We start from the raw sequence: 14046 nt of genomic DNA, 5'->3' as shown, positions 1-14046 counted from the left end.
TCGGCGCTACGTTCGCACCTATGGCCCCACCCACCCAGCCGATCACCGTCACCCGCCGCGACCAGATGTTTCCCATCCTGGGCGACGCCGATATCGAGCGCATGCGCCGGTTCGGCGAGGCAAGTTCCTATGCCGCCGGCGAGCATATCGTCACCGCCGGCACCGTGGCGCCGGGGCTGATCGTCATCCTGTCGGGCACGGTCGATATCACCCAGGATGTCAGGCCCGGCCGGCGCGAGACCATCGTCACCCATGGCCCAGGCAATTTCATCGGCGAGCTGGCGCAGCTTTCCAGCCGGCCGTCGCTGGTCAATGCGGAGGCGGCCGAGCCGGTCGAGGCCTTCGTCATCCCCTCGCAGCGGCTACGCGACCTGATGGTGCAGGAGGCAAGCCTTGGCGAGCGGATCATGCGGGCGCTGATCCTGCGCCGCGTCGGGCTCCTGGAAAGCGGCAGCAGCGGACCGATCGTCGTAGGCCCGGCCGGCAATGGCGACACGCTGCGGCTGCAGGGGTTTCTGCGCCGCAGCGGCCAGCCGCACCGCGCGCTCGATTCCGACAGCGACCCGTGCGCCAAGACGCTGATTGAGCATTTTCATGTCGACCCGCATCATCTGCCGATCGTGCTCTGCCCCAACGGCAAGCTGATGCACAATCCCGGCGAAACCGAACTTGCCCGCTGCATCGGCCTGCTGCGGCCGATCGATCCCGACATGGTCTATGACGTCGCCATTGTCGGCGCCGGGCCGGCGGGGCTGGCGGCCGCGGTCTATGCGGCATCCGAAGGGCTGTCGACCATCGTGCTCGATTGCCGCGCCTTCGGCGGCCAGGCCGGCGCCTCCGCGCGCATCGAGAACTATCTGGGTTTCCCCACCGGCATTTCCGGCATGGCGCTGATGGCGCGCGCCTATAACCAGGCGCAGAAATTCGGCGTCGAAATAGTCATCCCGGACGAGGCCAAGCTGCTCGGTGCAGCAGGCGAGGGCTACACGCTCACCGTCGGCGACGGTGAAAGCCTGCGCGCACGCACCGTGGTGATCGCCAGCGGCGCCCGCTACCGCCGCCTCGGCATCGCCAAGCTGGCCGAGTTCGAGGGCACGTCGGTGCATTACTGGGCCTCGCCGATCGAAGCGCGGCTATGCACAGGGCAAGAAGTGGCGCTGGTCGGCGCCGGCAATTCGGCGGGGCAGGCGGCGGTCTATCTCGCCAGCCAGGTGCGCAAGGTGACGATGCTGGCGCGCCGCGGCGGCCTCAGGGAAACCATGTCGCGCTATCTGGTCGAGCGTATCGAGGCGCAACCCAACATCGAGGTGCTTGGCGAGACCGAGATCGAGGCGCTGGAAGGCGAAGGCGGCAATCTCACCCGGTTGCGTTGGCGCAACCCCGGCGGCGTCGAGACGCGGCCGATCCAGCATCTCTTCCTGTTCATCGGCGCCGACCCCAACACCGATTGGCTGGCTGGGTGCGATATCGCGCTCGACGCCAGGGGCTTCGTGCGCACCGGCGCCGACATAGGGGCGGGCCAGATGGAGACCAGCCGCAGCGGCGTGTTCGCCATCGGCGACGTGCGCTCCGGCTCGGTCAAGCGGGTCGCCGCCGCCGTCGGCGAAGGCGCCCAGGTGGTGGCTGCCTTGCACGCGTATCTCGCGCGACCCAACGCAGCAGCGCCCGAACTGGCCAGGAGAGCATAATGGATGAATGCAAACACACGCGCGACATCAAGACGGTGACGCCGAGCGCGCTCGGCTGCGAGGAGTGCCTGAAGAGCGGCTCCATGTGGGTGCATCTCAGGCTGTGCCGCACCTGCGGCCATGTCGGCTGCTGCGACGACTCGCCCAACCGCCACGCCACCAAGCATTTCCACGCCACAAAGCACCCGATCATCGAAGGCTACGACCCGCCGGAAGGCTGGGCATGGTGCTTTGTCGACGAGGCGTTCATCGACCTGGAAGGCGACGTGACGCCTCAGAACGGCCCGATCCCGAAGTTTTTCTGAGGCGGCCGACTGTCGGCCGACCGCTGCGCCTATTTCACCGAGCCAGTAACCGTGCGGTCTATGGCATTGGGATTGTGGTCGTTGCCGGCAAGTGCGGCAATGATCAGAAGACTGGCGACGACCGGGACGAACAGGATGGCCACGCGGGCCTGCACATAAAAAATGGCGCGCCATTCGCTGCGCTTTTCCGGGTTGTTGTCCATCACACTCACTCTCGCCATGCCTCCCCAGGCGGGACATAGCGGCGAAGGGTTAAGCAAAGGCTGCTGAATGTGTTAACGCGCGGCGGATTGGGATTAATCTCCACGGTCAGCGCCGCCCCTCATTGTCATCGGTACGCATCCGGTACGCCTACCCCCGCAGCGCCTGGTCCAGGTCGGCGATCAGATCATCGCCATCCTCTATCCCCGCCGACAACCGCACCAGCGAATCCGAAATGCCGATTTCCGCGCGCTTTTCGGCCGGGATCGAGCCGTGGGTCATCAGCGCCGGGTGTTCGATCAGGCTTTCGACGCCGCCGAGGCTTTCAGCCAGTGTGAACAGTTGCGTCCGTTCCAGGAAGCGTTTGGTGCCGGCGAGGTCGCGGTCGAGGTCGACCGAGATCATGCCGCCGAAGGCATGCATCTGTTGGACGGCGATGGCGTGCTGCGGATGGCTGGCCAGGCCGGGATAGACGACGCGGCGCACATCTTTTCGCGCCTCCAGCCACTGCGCAATCTTCAGGCCGTTCGTGGAATGCCGCTCCATCCTGAGCGCCAGTGTCTTGATGCCGCGCAGCGCGAGAAAACTGTCGAAGGGACCGGAGATGGCTCCGATGGCGTTCTGCAGGAATTTCAGCTGGGCGGCGAGGTCCTTGTTGTCGCCGACGATGGCGACGCCGCCGACCATGTCGGAATGGCCGTTGAGATATTTCGTCGTCGAGTGCACGACGATGTCGATGCCGAGTTCCAGCGGCCGCTGGATGTAGGGGCTGCAGAACGTGTTGTCGGCGACCGTCAATACGCCCTTGCGCCTGGCGAGTGCCGCAACGCCTTCGAGGTCGACGATGCGCAGGAGCGGATTGGTCGGGGTTTCAACCCAGAGCAGTTTTGTCTCCGGACGGATCGCTGCTTCCACCGCCGCCAGATCAGTGAAGTCCACAAAACTCACCTGCAGATTGGCCGAGCGCTTGCGCACCCGCTCCATCAGCCGGAACGAGCCGCCATAGATGTCGTCGGTTGCAACGATATGGGCGCCGCTGTCGAGCAGCTCGAGCACGGTCGAGATCGCCGCCAGGCCGGAAGCGAATGCAAAGGCGGCCGAGCCGCTTTCGAGATCGGCCACCCCGCGCTCGAAGGCGAAGCGGGTCGGGTTCTGGCTGCGGGCGTACTCAAACCCCTTGTGCACGCCGGGCGACTGCTGGCCATAGGTCGAAGTCGCGTAGATCGGCACCATCACCGCGCCGGTCAGCGGGTCATGGCTCTGGCCGCCATGGATGGTGCGCGTGGAAAAAGCCAGGCGGTTCTTGCCCGATGGGGATGTTTCAGCAGTCATCGTGCGCGCCTCAAATGGTTGATCAGGTCGATACGGGTTATCAGGCCGACGAACTCGTCGCCATCGAAGATGATGGCGACCTCGTTGCGGTCGAACACCGGCAGCAGCGCATCCAGCGTCTGGCTGGCCTGCAGCGTGTGCAGATTGGAGGTCATGGCGGTGCGCACCGGGGCGTTGAAGCGGTCCCAGCGGCCGTCATAGGGGCCGTCGACCTTGGCCAATATATCGCCCTCATCGATAATGCCGACCAGCTTGCCATTGTCCAGCACCGGCAGCTGCGAGACATCGGAGCGGCGCATGCGGCCATAGGCGTTGAGCAGGCTTTCGTCGGGGCCGACATAGACGGTGTCGCCGGTGCGGTGCGAGCGCATGACAAGGTCGCGCAGATCGCCATGCTGTTCCTGTTCGGCCAGCCCCTGTTCGGCCAGCCAGAAATCGTCGAACACCTTGGACAGATATTTGTTGCCGCTGTCGCAGACGAAGGTGACGACGCGTTTCGCTGTCGTCTGCTCGCGGCAATAGCGAAGCGCGGCCGACAGCAGCGTGCCGGAAGACGAGCCGGCGAGAATGCCTTCCTTCGAAAGCAGGTCCCGCACGGCCAGCATGCTCTGCTTGTCTGGGATGGAATAGGCTTTCCTGACCAGCGACAGATCGGCATTGGGCGGCACAAAATCCTCGCCGATGCCTTCGACGGTCCAGCTGCCGGCCTCTTCCATCTTGCCGGTCTTGATCAGCGGCGCCAGCACCGACCCCACCGGATCGGCCAGCACCATTTCGGTCTTCGGCGATGTTCTGGCGAAGTAGCGGCCAAGCCCGGTCAGCGTGCCGCCGGAGCCGACGCCGACGACCACGGCGTCGAGGTCGCCATCGAGCTGGGCAAGGATTTCCGGTCCGGTGGTGGTCTCATGCGCCTCGGGGTTGGCCGGGTTGGCGAACTGGTTGGCGTAGAAGGCGCCGGGCGTTTCCGATGCGATCTTCTCGGCCATGTCCTGGTAATATTCGGCATGGCCCTTGCCGACATCGGAGCGCGTCATGCGCACTTCGGCGCCGAGCGCGCGCAGATGCTGGATCTTTTCGCGCGACATCTTGTCGGGCACGACGAGGATGATGCGGTAGCCCTTGGGGATGCCGACCTGGGCGAGGCCGAGACCGGTATTCCCGGCGGTCGCCTCGACGATGGTGCCGCCGCGCTTCAGCTTGCCTTCCTTCTCGGCCGCGGCAATCATCGACAGCGCAATGCGGTCCTTGATCGAGCCGCCGGGATTCTGGCTTTCGAGCTTGATGAACAGCCGGCACTTGCCGGTGTCGAATTTGGTCAGTTCGACCACCGGCGTCTGGCCGATGAGGTCGAGCACCGAGGCGTATGGCGGACGCAGGCGCGATAACGTGCCGTCCGAACTGCCTGGCGCAGCTTTTCCGTGCTCGCTCATGTCGATGTGCTCCCTTGAACAAGCGACCGCCTCGGGGGCAGAGCGGCAGCGTAGCTTCTTTTCCGGCCGTTTGCAGTCGGAAAGAAGGTAGATCGTGCCAATCAACCGGCGAGAGGGGGAATGGAATTCCAGTTTGAAGCCGGCTTTGGACTCAAGCCCAACACCCTCCGTAGCGATCCTTCCCACCCCCCTCTGAGGGGCGTGCTATCCCGCCGACGTCAACAGCTTTACCCTAGCAGCTGCTTGCTCAGCCTAGCGCATTGCACGCGGATGTCGGGGATGGCGTCGATCTCGAAGAAGGTGCCGCGGGTCAGCGGCCCGACGGCGAGGATCTTGGCCGATGCGGTGCCGTCGCCGGCGATGATTTCGCACTTGGCTGTGACATCGAGACCAAGCCGCAGCGGGTCGGGCCGCGCCAGGCCGCGGTCGACCAGCGAGCGCACGACGCTGTTCGACGTCGTCGAGATGTCGCGGGCGATGCCGGTGCAATCATAGATGCGCGCGACCTGCAGCGTTTCCAGCGCCTTTGTGTGGCGAGACTGGATGCCGACGGTGAATCCATCGCCAGCCTCGATGCCGACGACACGGCCGGCGACCGGGCGGATGCGGCCGGTGCGCACCGCTTCGGTGACGCGGGCATGCACCTCGGGCGCCAGCCGATGGCGATGGATGTCCCACCAGGCCTTGGTGTGCTCAACGAAGCGGCGCTTGGCCGAGGACGGCCAGTTCTGCCAGATCTTCTGATTGAAGGGTCGCAGCCCATCGACGACGTCGCGCCAGTCGATGCCGGCCTTCTGGTTTTCGCGGATCAGATCGCGGAACCAGCCGACGAAATAGGAGAGCTGCGTGCCGAGCGGAATGTCGGCGACGTCGAGCTTGATCGGGTTGCCCTTGCGGTGCGGCGACGGCAGCAGCCCGCGCCGCGATACGGCGACGATCTCGCCGCGATGGCCGCGCTGCTCGAGCGACAGGAAGGCGTCGACCATGCTGAGCCCGGTGCCCAGCACCAGCACGCGGGCTTCAGGATCGAGCGCGGTGTCGGCCTCGGTGCCCATGCGGATTGCGTGCCCTTGGCCGGCGCCGGGCTGCTCGTCATGGCCGGTGGCAAGCACCGCCAGATGCGCGACGACGCTGGTGCCGTTGGCCAGCACAACTTCGACGCCGGACGATGTCGGCGAGATCGACAGGCTTTCCTCGCGAATCAGCCTGAGACGGCCGGTTTCCTTTTCGCGCGCTTCGAGTTCGTCGAGCACTTCCTTGAGGTAGCGGGCATAGACGCTGCGCGGTGCATAGAAGGGTGTCTGCGGCGTCTGTTCCTGGCTTATCAGGCCGCGCCCCTGCAACCAGCGCCAGAAATTCAGGGGATCGTCGGCATAGGCGCTCATCCCCGCAGCGCTGACATTCAGCACGTGCGCCGACAAAAGCGTCGAATAGGCGATGCCCTGGCCGAAATGCGGACGCTTTTCGATCAGCGTGACGCGAAGGTCCGGGTTGGGCGACTTCAGCAGATGCGCGGCCAACACGACGCCGCTGGCGCCGCCACCGACGATGATGATCGAGCTGCGGATGATCGAATTGGCGCGCGCGACGCTCATGCGAGCACGCTCAGGATCAGGCGGGGACCTTTTGCGCCGGCGCAAGCTCGTCGATGTCCCTCGCGACCGGAAGGTCGTCGAGGACGATGTCGCGCATCTCGGCCAGCGTGCGCTGGTCGAGCACCTCGGCGATCGCCTGCCGGACCTCGAGCATCAGATGTCGGACTTGGCATGTCGCCTCATTGCAGTCTTCACAGCGCTGATACTGAGTGCGGCTGGCGCAGGGGATGGGCGCCAGCGGTCCGTCGAGGACGCGCACGACATGGCCGACCTTGATCTCGTCGGCCGGGCGCGCCAAGCGATAGCCGCCATCCTTGCCCTTGCGGCTCTGGACGAAACCGGCATTGCGCAATTCGCCCAGAATGGCGTCGAGGAATTTCTTCGGAATGTTGTTGCCGCTGGCGATGTCGCCGACAAAGGCGAGCTGTCCCGTCGGCAGTTGCGCCAGATGGACCAGCGCCTTGAGGCCGTACTTGCCTTTTTTGGTGAGCATAGACCGAATGTTTCTCTGTCAGGCGATGGCCCAAAACCATCGGTTGCGAAACGCCTGACGTGCCTCCCCGCCGCGTGCAAGCTGCTTCGACACATAAATTCTACTGACATGATATACAAGCCGAGAAACCTTGATTTTGCTTCGTTTTCACGCCGCAGGGGCCACTTTGGCAAGGCTTTGTGCCGTTAAGGTCACAGCCAGCCGCGAGCGATAGCGGCGATGAGCGGCGGCTCCTGCTCCCAATGTCGATAAGATTACTATACTTACCGTCGAACACGCGGAACGTGTTTTCAAATCAACCGTCTTTTACAGCATGGATTTGCGCCATTTGGGGCTTTGCCAGGAATTTTGGGTCGCAGCCCGCGGATCGGCGAAACATGACTCCCGACAACTCGGGCGCCGCCCTGCGCCCGATATCAGGACGCCGCGTTGTCGCTCTGAGACCGGGCGGCCTTGGCGGCCACCGGCACGCCGCTTGAGCGCAGCATCCAGCGGTGGCCGTCGCTGCGGAAGTCGGTGAGGCTCAACGGCTCGACATCGATCCTGCGGCAGGCCGCAAGCGGCGCGCCGAGCACCAAATCAGGCCTCTTCCGTAGCCAGGGTTGGCAGGACCACCAACTCTTCAGCACCTTTCGGGCGCCGTTTGCGTTTGCGCACGGTTCGACACGGGCCGGTCACCGCGCCCGCATCAGCCGGTGGTTTTTTTCTAACAAGTGCTTCTTGCTTGGAAGGATTTAACTCTACAAGAATGATAGAATTAGCTGACTATGAACAGGCATCCGGTTTTTCTCATTTTTCATGGAGCCTTTCATGTCCAGCATTTCGCGACGCATTGTCCTCCTGTCGTCGGCAGCTTTGGCGGGTGCGGCCTTCCTCGGCCCGGCCCAGGCGCAGGACCTCAACATCACCATCGGCTACCAGACGGTGGTCGAACCTTCCAAAGTAGCGCAGGCCGACGGCGCCTATGAAAAGGCGACCAAGGCCACGATCGACTGGCGCAAATTCGATTCGGGCGCCGATGTCATCGCCGCCGTTGCATCCGGTTCGGTCGATATCGGCTATGTCGGCTCGAGTCCGCTGGCCGCGGCCGCCAGCCGCGAACTGCCGATCCAGACCATCTTTGTCGTCGGCCTGATCGGCCAGTCCGAGGCGCTGGTCGCCCGCAATGGATCCGGCATCGAGAAGATCGCCGACCTCGCCGGCAAGAAGGTGGCGGTGCCGTTCGTGTCGACCACGCATTACAGCCTGCTTGCCGCGCTGAAGCACGAAAACGTCGACCCGAAGTCGGTCGAAATCCTTAATCTCAGGCCACCGGAAATAGCCGCCGCGTTCGCTCGCGGCGACATAGACGCGGCCTATGTCTGGGATCCGGCGCTCGGCCAGATCAAGACGACAGGCAAGGTGGTGCTGGATTCCTCGCAGGTTGCCGCCTGGGGCGCGCCGACCTTCGACGCCTGGATCGTGCGCACCGACTTCGCCGAAAAGAACCCGGACGCCGTGCGCGATTTCGTCAAGGTGACCGGCGAATCCTATGCCCAGTTCCTGGCCAAGCCCGAGGCATGGTCGGTTTCGTCGCCGGAAGCGGCCAAGATCGCCAAGATCACCGGTGCCAAACTGGAAGAGGTGCCGCAGCTCCTCAAGGGTTACGTCTTCCCGACATTGGAAGAGCAGGCTTCCGACAAATTCCTCGGCGGCGGCACGGTCAAGGCGATCGAGGCAGCTTCGGCCTTCCTCAAGGAGCAGGGCAAGATCGACGCCGTGCTGCCCGACTATTCGAAATACGTGTCGTCGAAATACGTGACCGAGGCTCTGGCCTCGAACTGATCTTCTGTTTTACGCAATTCCGGACGGAAAACCGCTTCACACTTTTCCTGGAATGCTCTGAACACGCGCGGGTTCCTCTTCCCTGACGCCGCGTGCTGCCTGTCCCGGATCCGCTTAACGAGGGCCGGGGCAGGCTGATTTTCTTCCGGAGCCCCTTTTCATGCCGCATCTCGTACTCGACCCGCATCTCGTACTCGACAAGGTCTCGGTTCACTATGACGGCCAGGCAGCGCCGGCGGTCGACCGAGTTTCCATCGATGTCGCCAAGGGCGATTTCGTCGTGCTGGTCGGCCGCTCCGGCTGCGGCAAGACCTCGCTGCTCAATGTCGCCGCCGGCCTGGTCGAGCCCGCGCGCGGAGTCGCCACGATCGGCGGCAGGCCGATCACCGGCCCAGGCTCCGACCGGGCGGTCGTGTTCCAGAACGATGCGCTGTTTCCCTGGCTGACGGCTCGTGAAAACGTCGCCTTTGCGCTCAGGCTGCGCGGCGTGCCGCGAGCCGAGCGGGCGCGCCGCGCCGACCAGTTGCTGGCGCTGGTCAAGCTTGACGGCGTCGGCGACAAACGCATCTGGGAATTGTCCGGCGGCATGCGCCAGCGCGTCGGACTCGCCCGTGCACTCGCCGCCGAACCGGAATTCCTGCTGCTCGACGAACCGCTCGGCGCACTCGATGCGCTGACGCGCGAGCGCATGCAGACGACGCTGCTCGACCTGTGGACCGCAAGCCGGGTCGGCGTGCTGATGGTCACGCACGGCATCGAGGAGGCGCTGGTGCTGGCCACAAGCATCGTCGTTTTGGCGCCCGGACCGGGCCGCGTGGTGCGGACATTCGAGACCAGTTTCAGCCGCCGCTATGCCGCAGGCGAGCCGATCCGCGCCATCAAGGCCGATCCAGTCTTTGCCGCGGCGCGCGGCGAGCTGACCGATGCGATCTTCGAAGGAGAGGCGGCATGAGCGTCACCTCCTACAGCGAGCGGCCGGCCACCGGGACCGGCGAGGCCGATGCCATTTCGGTGCCGTGGTCGCGGCCGGTGCGGAAGCGGCGCGGGGTTTCCTCGCGGGCGATCAGCGCCGTCACCATCCTGGTCGTGCTGGCGGCATGGGCGCTGTCTGCGCGCCTGCAACTGGTGTCGCCGGTGTTCCTGCCGTCGCCCGCCGCCGTGTGGACCAAGTTCATCGTGGTGATCAAGGACGGCTTCGTCGACGCGACTTTGCTCCAGCATATCGTCGCCAGCCTCGGTCGCGTGTTCGCGGCGCTGCTCGCGGCCATCGTCATCGGCGTTCCGGTTGGGCTGGCTATCGGCATTTGGACGGTCGGGCGCGGCATCTTCGATCCCTTGCTCGAATTTTTGCGGCCGATCCCGCCGCTCGCCTATCTGCCGCTGGTCATCATCTGGTTCGGTATCGGCGAACCGTCAAAGATCCTGGTGATCGCCATTGCCATGCTGGCGCCGGTGGCGCTGTCGACGGCCTCGGGCGTGCGCGGTGTCTCAAAGGAGCGCATCGATGCGGCCCGTTCGCTTGGTGCGACGCAGCGCCAAGTGGTGCGCCATGTCATCCTGCCCAGCGCGCTGCCGTCGATCCTCACCGGCCTGCGCATCGCGCTCGGCGCCGGCTGGTCGACGCTGGTTGCAGCCGAGCTGGTGGCGGCAACGCGCGGCCTCGGCTTCATGATCCAGTCGGCCGCCCAGTTCCTGGTCACCGATGTCGTGGTGATGGGAATAGTGGTGATCGCGACAATAGCCTTCGTGCTGGAATTCATCATCCGCCGGATCGAGCGTCAGCTGGTTCCGTGGGCGGGAAAGGAATGACAACAAGTTTCTGCCGGTTTGACCGGCTGCTTCCCTTCGCAGCACGGCGACCGCCGACCCCGGAACAGAAGGAGTGATGTCATGACCCAGTCCACCTTGGTGCTGTTCGCCCATCTCGGCAACTGGCTGCTCGCCTGGCGGGAGAACTCGTCGTCGCAGCCGCAGCCGAAATCGCCGGCCCCCGTGCAACTCGACGCCGAACGCGACCGCCTGCCGCCACGCGACGAGGGATTTTACTGGGCCTGGCAGTATTGGTCGCAGTGAGGTGATGGTGATTAGCGCCAGCCTTCGCGATTTCGTCATCCTAGGGCGAAGCAAGGAGCGAAGCGACGCGGCGCAGACCCTAGGATCCATGCCGAGACGCTGATGCTACGCTCCAGGGGAGCAACAAACCGGGCGCCTACCACCCGGTTCCGCCAAACAGCTCAAACCACTCCGGATTGGCCTTCTCTATCAGTTCGATCTTCCACTGTCTCGGCCATCGCTTCAGCGACTTCTCGCGTTGAATGGCATCGGTGATGTCGAAGAATTCCTCATACCAGACCAGCCGTTGAACACCGTAGCGGCTGGTGAAGCCTGCGCCCTGGCCGGATTTGTGTTCAGGCATGCGGCGGGCGAGATCGTTGGTGACGCCGATGTAGATCGTGCCGCGTTTTTGGCTTGCAGTCATGTAGACGTAGCCGGTCATGGTTTCAGGGTATCGAGCCTCGGTTCGCGCACAAGCGACATTCTGATCCGTTCCACTCTACGGCAAACGTCACGGCATGGATCCTAGGGTCTGCGCCGCGTCGCTTCGCTCCTTGCTTCGCCCTAGGATGACGAGCGCTGGGTTCTGAAGAAAATATTTCCACGTCAAGCAGCCAACTCGCAAAATCGTTTCTCTACTAAATTTATAGACCTACCTAGCCTTGTCTCTCATCCACGGCAGGGAGCCCTTCCCGGCGCCGGTTCGCAGCGAAGGAAGAGGGATCATGTTCAGCCTGACCAGACGCGTTTTCGGCCTTGGCCTTTTGGCGGCGGGCATTGCTGCCTCGCTCAGTGCCTCGGCGCAGGAGTTGAAGCAGCTCAACATCGGCTATCAGAAGACCGGCCTGCCGGTCATCGCCCGGCAGCAGCAGGTGATCGAGAAGGCGCTGAGCGACAAGGGTGTCGCGGTGAAATGGGTCGAATTCACCGCCGGCCCGCCGCTGGTCGAGGCGCTCAATGTCGGCGCCATCGATGTCGGCTGGACCGGCGACGCACCGCCAATCTTCGGCCAGTCGGCCGGCGCCAACATCGTCTATGCGGCGGCACTGCCGGCCAATGGCGACGGCGAAGCGATCTTCGTCAAGCCGGCATCGCCGATCCAGTCGCTCGCCGACCTCAAGGGAAAGCGCATCGGCGTCGGCAAAGGCACCAGCGCGCACAATCTGCTGGTCGCGGCACTCGAAAAAGCAAACATCCCCTTCGACCAGATCACCCCGGTCTATCTCAGCCCGGCCGATGCTGCGGCGGCTTTCGCCAGCAACCAGATCGATGCCTGGGCTGTCTGGGATCCGTTCTACGCCATCGCCGAGACACGCTACCAGCCGCGCGTACTGGCGCGCTCCAGCGAGGTGCTCAAGGTGAACACCTATTTCCTCGCCAACAAGGATTTCGCCAAGGCGCATCCGGAGACGATCACCACGACGATATCGGCGCTCGGCGTGGCGGCGAAATGGGCGGACGCGAACCGCGACAAGGTGGCCGCCGCCCTGCATGAGGTGACCGGCGTGCCACTCGATGCACAGACCATCGCCGCCAACCGCACCAAATTCGGCATCTTCCCAATCACCGACGAGATCATCGCCGGCCAGCAGGCGACCGCCGACCGCTTCTACAAGCTCAAGCTGATTCCGAATGCGGTGCGGATCTCCGACGCCGTGTGGACCGCACCGGGCAATTGATTTTTCTCATGCGGCGCCGGGCGGAAACGTCCGGCGCCTTTGCCGTTTCTGCCTTCAACCTTGGGATTTCGCCATGACCGCTCCAGCCAATCCGCAAGCCGGGCCGCTCGATTTCTTCTGGTTCATTCCGACGCATGGCGACGGCTCCTATCTCGGCTCCGAGCAGCAGCAGCGCCCGCCTGAATTCGCCTATTTCAAGGAGATCGCGCAAGCCGTCGACCGGCTCGGCTTTCCCGGCGTGCTGCTGCCGACCGGGCAGAATTGCGAGGATTCCTGGATCACCGCTTCCGGACTAGCGGCGCTGACCGAAAAGCTCAAATTCCTGGTGGCGCTGCGGCCCGGCGTGACGCTGCCGACCTTCGCGGCGCGCCAGACCGCGGCGCTCGACCGGCTGAGCAATGGCCGCCTGCTGCTCAACGTCGTGGTCGGCGGCAACCCGACCGAGCTTGCCGGCGACGGTGTCTTCCTGCCGCATGACGAGCGCTATGCCCAGGCGCAGGAGTTTCTGACCATCTGGCGCGCGCTGGTGTCGGGCCAAAGCGTCAATTTCAACGGCAAATATTACCGCGTCGACAATGGCCGCCTCGACCTGTTGCCGAGCCAGGAGCGGCCGCCGCTCTATTTCGGCGGCTCGTCGGATGCGGGCCAGGAGCTCGCCGCCGATCTGGTAGACATGTACCTGACCTGGGGCGAACCGCCGGCACAGGTGGCCGAGAAGCTCAGTGCTGCGCGCAAGAAAGCCGAACGGCGCGGCCGCAAACTGCGTTTCGGCATCAGGCTGCATTTCATCGTGCGCGAGACCGAGGAAGAGGCCTGGCGCGCCGCCGACCGGCTGATCAGCCACGTCACCGATGCCCAGATCGAAAATGCCCAGGCCCGCTTCACCAGGGAGATGGACTCTGTGGGACAGCGGCGCATGGCCGAACTGCATGGCGGCCGCCGCGACAGGCTGGTGGTTTCGCCCAATCTGTGGGCCGGCGTCGGCCTGGTGCGCGGCGGCGCCGGCACAGCTTTGGTCGGCTCGCCCGAGCAGATCGTCGAGCGCATCCGCGAGTATCAGGCGATCGGCATCGACACCATCATCGGCTCCGGCTACCCGCATCTCGAGGAAGCCTACCGCGTCGCCGAGCTTCTGTTCCCGCGTCTCGGCCTGGGCACCAGGCGGGCACGGGCGCATGAGCACATCGCCAATGAATTCGCCGTCGGGTTCCACGGCGCCAACCGCCTTCAGGCGTCGTCATGAGCCTGGCTCAACGGGTCAAACAGAACGGCATCGGCTGGCTGCTGCCGGCGTTGGTCATAATTGGCTGGGAAGCCGCCAGCCGCGCCGGCGTGATGCCGGCCAATGTGCTGCCGGCGCCGAGCGCGGTGGCCGAGGCCTTCTGGCGGCTGACGCTGTCGGGCGAGCTGATACAGAACATCGGCGTCAGCACCCAGCCGCGCC

Annotated in this window: 15 protein-coding genes and 1 pseudogene; 9 read left to right on the top strand and 7 right to left on the bottom strand. The window is 64.5% G+C overall.

Annotation, left to right across the window (positions count from 1 at the left end):
* Nucleotides 1–20 precede the first annotated feature (20 nt).
* Nucleotides 21–1688: an FAD-dependent oxidoreductase gene (locus NKH35_RS05835; RefSeq protein WP_023732814.1), complete on the top strand. Its 1668-nt coding sequence runs from the start codon at nt 21–23 to the stop codon at nt 1686–1688.
* On the top strand, nt 1688–1993 hold the full coding sequence (locus NKH35_RS05830; RefSeq protein WP_023672079.1) for a UBP-type zinc finger domain-containing protein: 306 nt from the start codon (nt 1688–1690) through the stop codon (nt 1991–1993). The genes NKH35_RS05835 and NKH35_RS05830 overlap by 1 nt, the downstream gene beginning before the upstream one ends.
* Before the next feature lie 29 nt (nt 1994–2022).
* Here NKH35_RS05830 and NKH35_RS05825 read toward each other — a convergent pair whose 3' ends face one another.
* From NKH35_RS05825 to NKH35_RS05800, 6 genes are all read right to left on the bottom strand, one after another.
* Nucleotides 2023–2214, bottom strand: coding sequence for a hypothetical protein (locus tag NKH35_RS05825; protein ID WP_196814107.1), 192 nt, complete (start codon nt 2212–2214; stop codon nt 2023–2025).
* A gap of 130 nt (nt 2215–2344) precedes the next feature.
* Entirely contained in the window at nt 2345–3526 is a 1182-nt protein-coding gene (locus NKH35_RS05820; protein WP_023681210.1) for a trans-sulfuration enzyme family protein, read from the bottom strand.
* Nucleotides 3523–4956 (bottom strand): pyridoxal-phosphate dependent enzyme, encoded by a 1434-nt coding sequence (locus NKH35_RS05815; protein ID WP_023687574.1) that lies wholly within the window; start codon nt 4954–4956, stop codon nt 3523–3525. The genes NKH35_RS05820 and NKH35_RS05815 overlap by 4 nt, the downstream gene beginning before the upstream one ends.
* A gap of 227 nt (nt 4957–5183) precedes the next feature.
* A complete protein-coding gene (locus NKH35_RS05810) occupies nt 5184–6551 on the bottom strand; it encodes an FAD/NAD(P)-binding protein (protein WP_023672083.1) in 1368 nt (455 codons plus the stop codon).
* Between the two features lie 16 nt (nt 6552–6567).
* Nucleotides 6568–7044: an RrF2 family transcriptional regulator gene (locus NKH35_RS05805; protein WP_023692934.1), complete on the bottom strand. Its 477-nt coding sequence runs from the start codon at nt 7042–7044 to the stop codon at nt 6568–6570.
* Between the two features lie 416 nt (nt 7045–7460).
* Nucleotides 7461–7622 (bottom strand): hypothetical protein, encoded by a 162-nt coding sequence (locus NKH35_RS05800; protein ID WP_023740227.1) that lies wholly within the window; start codon nt 7620–7622, stop codon nt 7461–7463.
* A gap of 232 nt (nt 7623–7854) precedes the next feature.
* Here NKH35_RS05800 and tauA point away from each other — a divergent pair, with 232 nt between their 5' ends.
* The 4 genes from tauA (at nt 7855) to NKH35_RS05780 (ending at nt 10941) form a co-directional block, all read left to right on the top strand.
* A complete protein-coding gene (gene tauA, locus NKH35_RS05795; protein WP_023710332.1) occupies nt 7855–8868 on the top strand; it encodes a taurine ABC transporter substrate-binding protein in 1014 nt (337 codons plus the stop codon).
* Nucleotides 8869–9028: 160 nt separating this feature from the next.
* Entirely contained in the window at nt 9029–9820 is a 792-nt protein-coding gene (locus tag NKH35_RS05790; RefSeq protein ID WP_023732816.1) for a taurine ABC transporter ATP-binding protein, read from the top strand.
* Nucleotides 9817–10677, top strand: coding sequence for an ABC transporter permease subunit (locus tag NKH35_RS05785; protein WP_023687579.1), 861 nt, complete (start codon nt 9817–9819; stop codon nt 10675–10677). The genes NKH35_RS05790 and NKH35_RS05785 overlap by 4 nt, the downstream gene beginning before the upstream one ends.
* Before the next feature lie 81 nt (nt 10678–10758).
* The gene (locus tag NKH35_RS05780; RefSeq protein WP_023687580.1) at nt 10759–10941 is read left to right on the top strand and encodes a hypothetical protein; all 183 of its coding nucleotides are present in this window, start codon (nt 10759–10761) and stop codon (nt 10939–10941) included.
* 136 nt (nt 10942–11077) lie between these two features.
* Here NKH35_RS05780 and NKH35_RS05775 read toward each other — a convergent pair whose 3' ends face one another.
* Nucleotides 11078–11365: a GIY-YIG nuclease family protein gene (locus NKH35_RS05775; protein WP_023687581.1), complete on the bottom strand. Its 288-nt coding sequence runs from the start codon at nt 11363–11365 to the stop codon at nt 11078–11080.
* Nucleotides 11366–11648: 283 nt separating this feature from the next.
* Here NKH35_RS05775 and NKH35_RS05770 point away from each other — a divergent pair, with 283 nt between their 5' ends.
* The 3 genes and pseudogenes from NKH35_RS05770 to NKH35_RS05760 all read left to right on the top strand — a co-directional run.
* On the top strand, nt 11649–12602 hold the full coding sequence (locus NKH35_RS05770) for a sulfonate ABC transporter substrate-binding protein (protein WP_027048693.1): 954 nt from the start codon (nt 11649–11651) through the stop codon (nt 12600–12602).
* A gap of 73 nt (nt 12603–12675) precedes the next feature.
* A complete protein-coding gene (gene ssuD, locus NKH35_RS05765) occupies nt 12676–13845 on the top strand; it encodes an FMNH2-dependent alkanesulfonate monooxygenase (protein WP_027048692.1) in 1170 nt (389 codons plus the stop codon).
* Nucleotides 13842–14046, top strand: a pseudogene (locus tag NKH35_RS05760) (ABC transporter permease); the annotation flags it as partial. The gene ssuD and the pseudogene NKH35_RS05760, both read left to right, overlap by 4 nt.

The sequence above is a fragment of the Mesorhizobium sp. M1143 genome (genome assembly GCF_040318435.1).
In the GTDB taxonomy this organism is placed as follows: domain Bacteria; phylum Pseudomonadota; class Alphaproteobacteria; order Rhizobiales; family Rhizobiaceae; genus Mesorhizobium.
Note: the sequence above shows the minus strand (reverse complement) of the source record. Positions and strands in the feature narration are given on the sequence as shown.

What these genes read in the sequence shown, in the direction of transcription:
- NKH35_RS05790 (WP_023732816.1), top strand. Translation starts at nt 9,029, where the DNA reads ATGCCGCATCTCGTACTCGACCCGCATCTCGTACTCGACAAGGTCTCG.
- tauA (WP_023710332.1), top strand. Translation starts at nt 7,855, where the DNA reads ATGTCCAGCATTTCGCGACGCATTGTCCTCCTGTCGTCGGCAGCTTTG.
- ssuD (WP_027048692.1), top strand. Translation starts at nt 12,676, where the DNA reads ATGACCGCTCCAGCCAATCCGCAAGCCGGGCCGCTCGATTTCTTCTGG.
- NKH35_RS05825 (WP_196814107.1), bottom strand. Translation starts at nt 2,214, where the DNA reads ATGGCGAGAGTGAGTGTGATGGACAACAACCCGGAAAAGCGCAGCGAA.
- NKH35_RS05805 (WP_023692934.1), bottom strand. Translation starts at nt 7,044, where the DNA reads ATGCTCACCAAAAAAGGCAAGTACGGCCTCAAGGCGCTGGTCCATCTG.
- NKH35_RS05785 (WP_023687579.1), top strand. Translation starts at nt 9,817, where the DNA reads ATGAGCGTCACCTCCTACAGCGAGCGGCCGGCCACCGGGACCGGCGAG.
- NKH35_RS05820 (WP_023681210.1), bottom strand. Translation starts at nt 3,526, where the DNA reads ATGACTGCTGAAACATCCCCATCGGGCAAGAACCGCCTGGCTTTTTCC.
- NKH35_RS05775 (WP_023687581.1), bottom strand. Translation starts at nt 11,365, where the DNA reads ATGACCGGCTACGTCTACATGACTGCAAGCCAAAAACGCGGCACGATC.
- NKH35_RS05815 (WP_023687574.1), bottom strand. Translation starts at nt 4,956, where the DNA reads ATGAGCGAGCACGGAAAAGCTGCGCCAGGCAGTTCGGACGGCACGTTA.
- NKH35_RS05780 (WP_023687580.1), top strand. Translation starts at nt 10,759, where the DNA reads ATGACCCAGTCCACCTTGGTGCTGTTCGCCCATCTCGGCAACTGGCTG.
- NKH35_RS05770 (WP_027048693.1), top strand. Translation starts at nt 11,649, where the DNA reads ATGTTCAGCCTGACCAGACGCGTTTTCGGCCTTGGCCTTTTGGCGGCG.
- NKH35_RS05810 (WP_023672083.1), bottom strand. Translation starts at nt 6,551, where the DNA reads ATGAGCGTCGCGCGCGCCAATTCGATCATCCGCAGCTCGATCATCATC.
- NKH35_RS05830 (WP_023672079.1), top strand. Translation starts at nt 1,688, where the DNA reads ATGGATGAATGCAAACACACGCGCGACATCAAGACGGTGACGCCGAGC.
- NKH35_RS05835 (WP_023732814.1), top strand. Translation starts at nt 21, where the DNA reads ATGGCCCCACCCACCCAGCCGATCACCGTCACCCGCCGCGACCAGATG.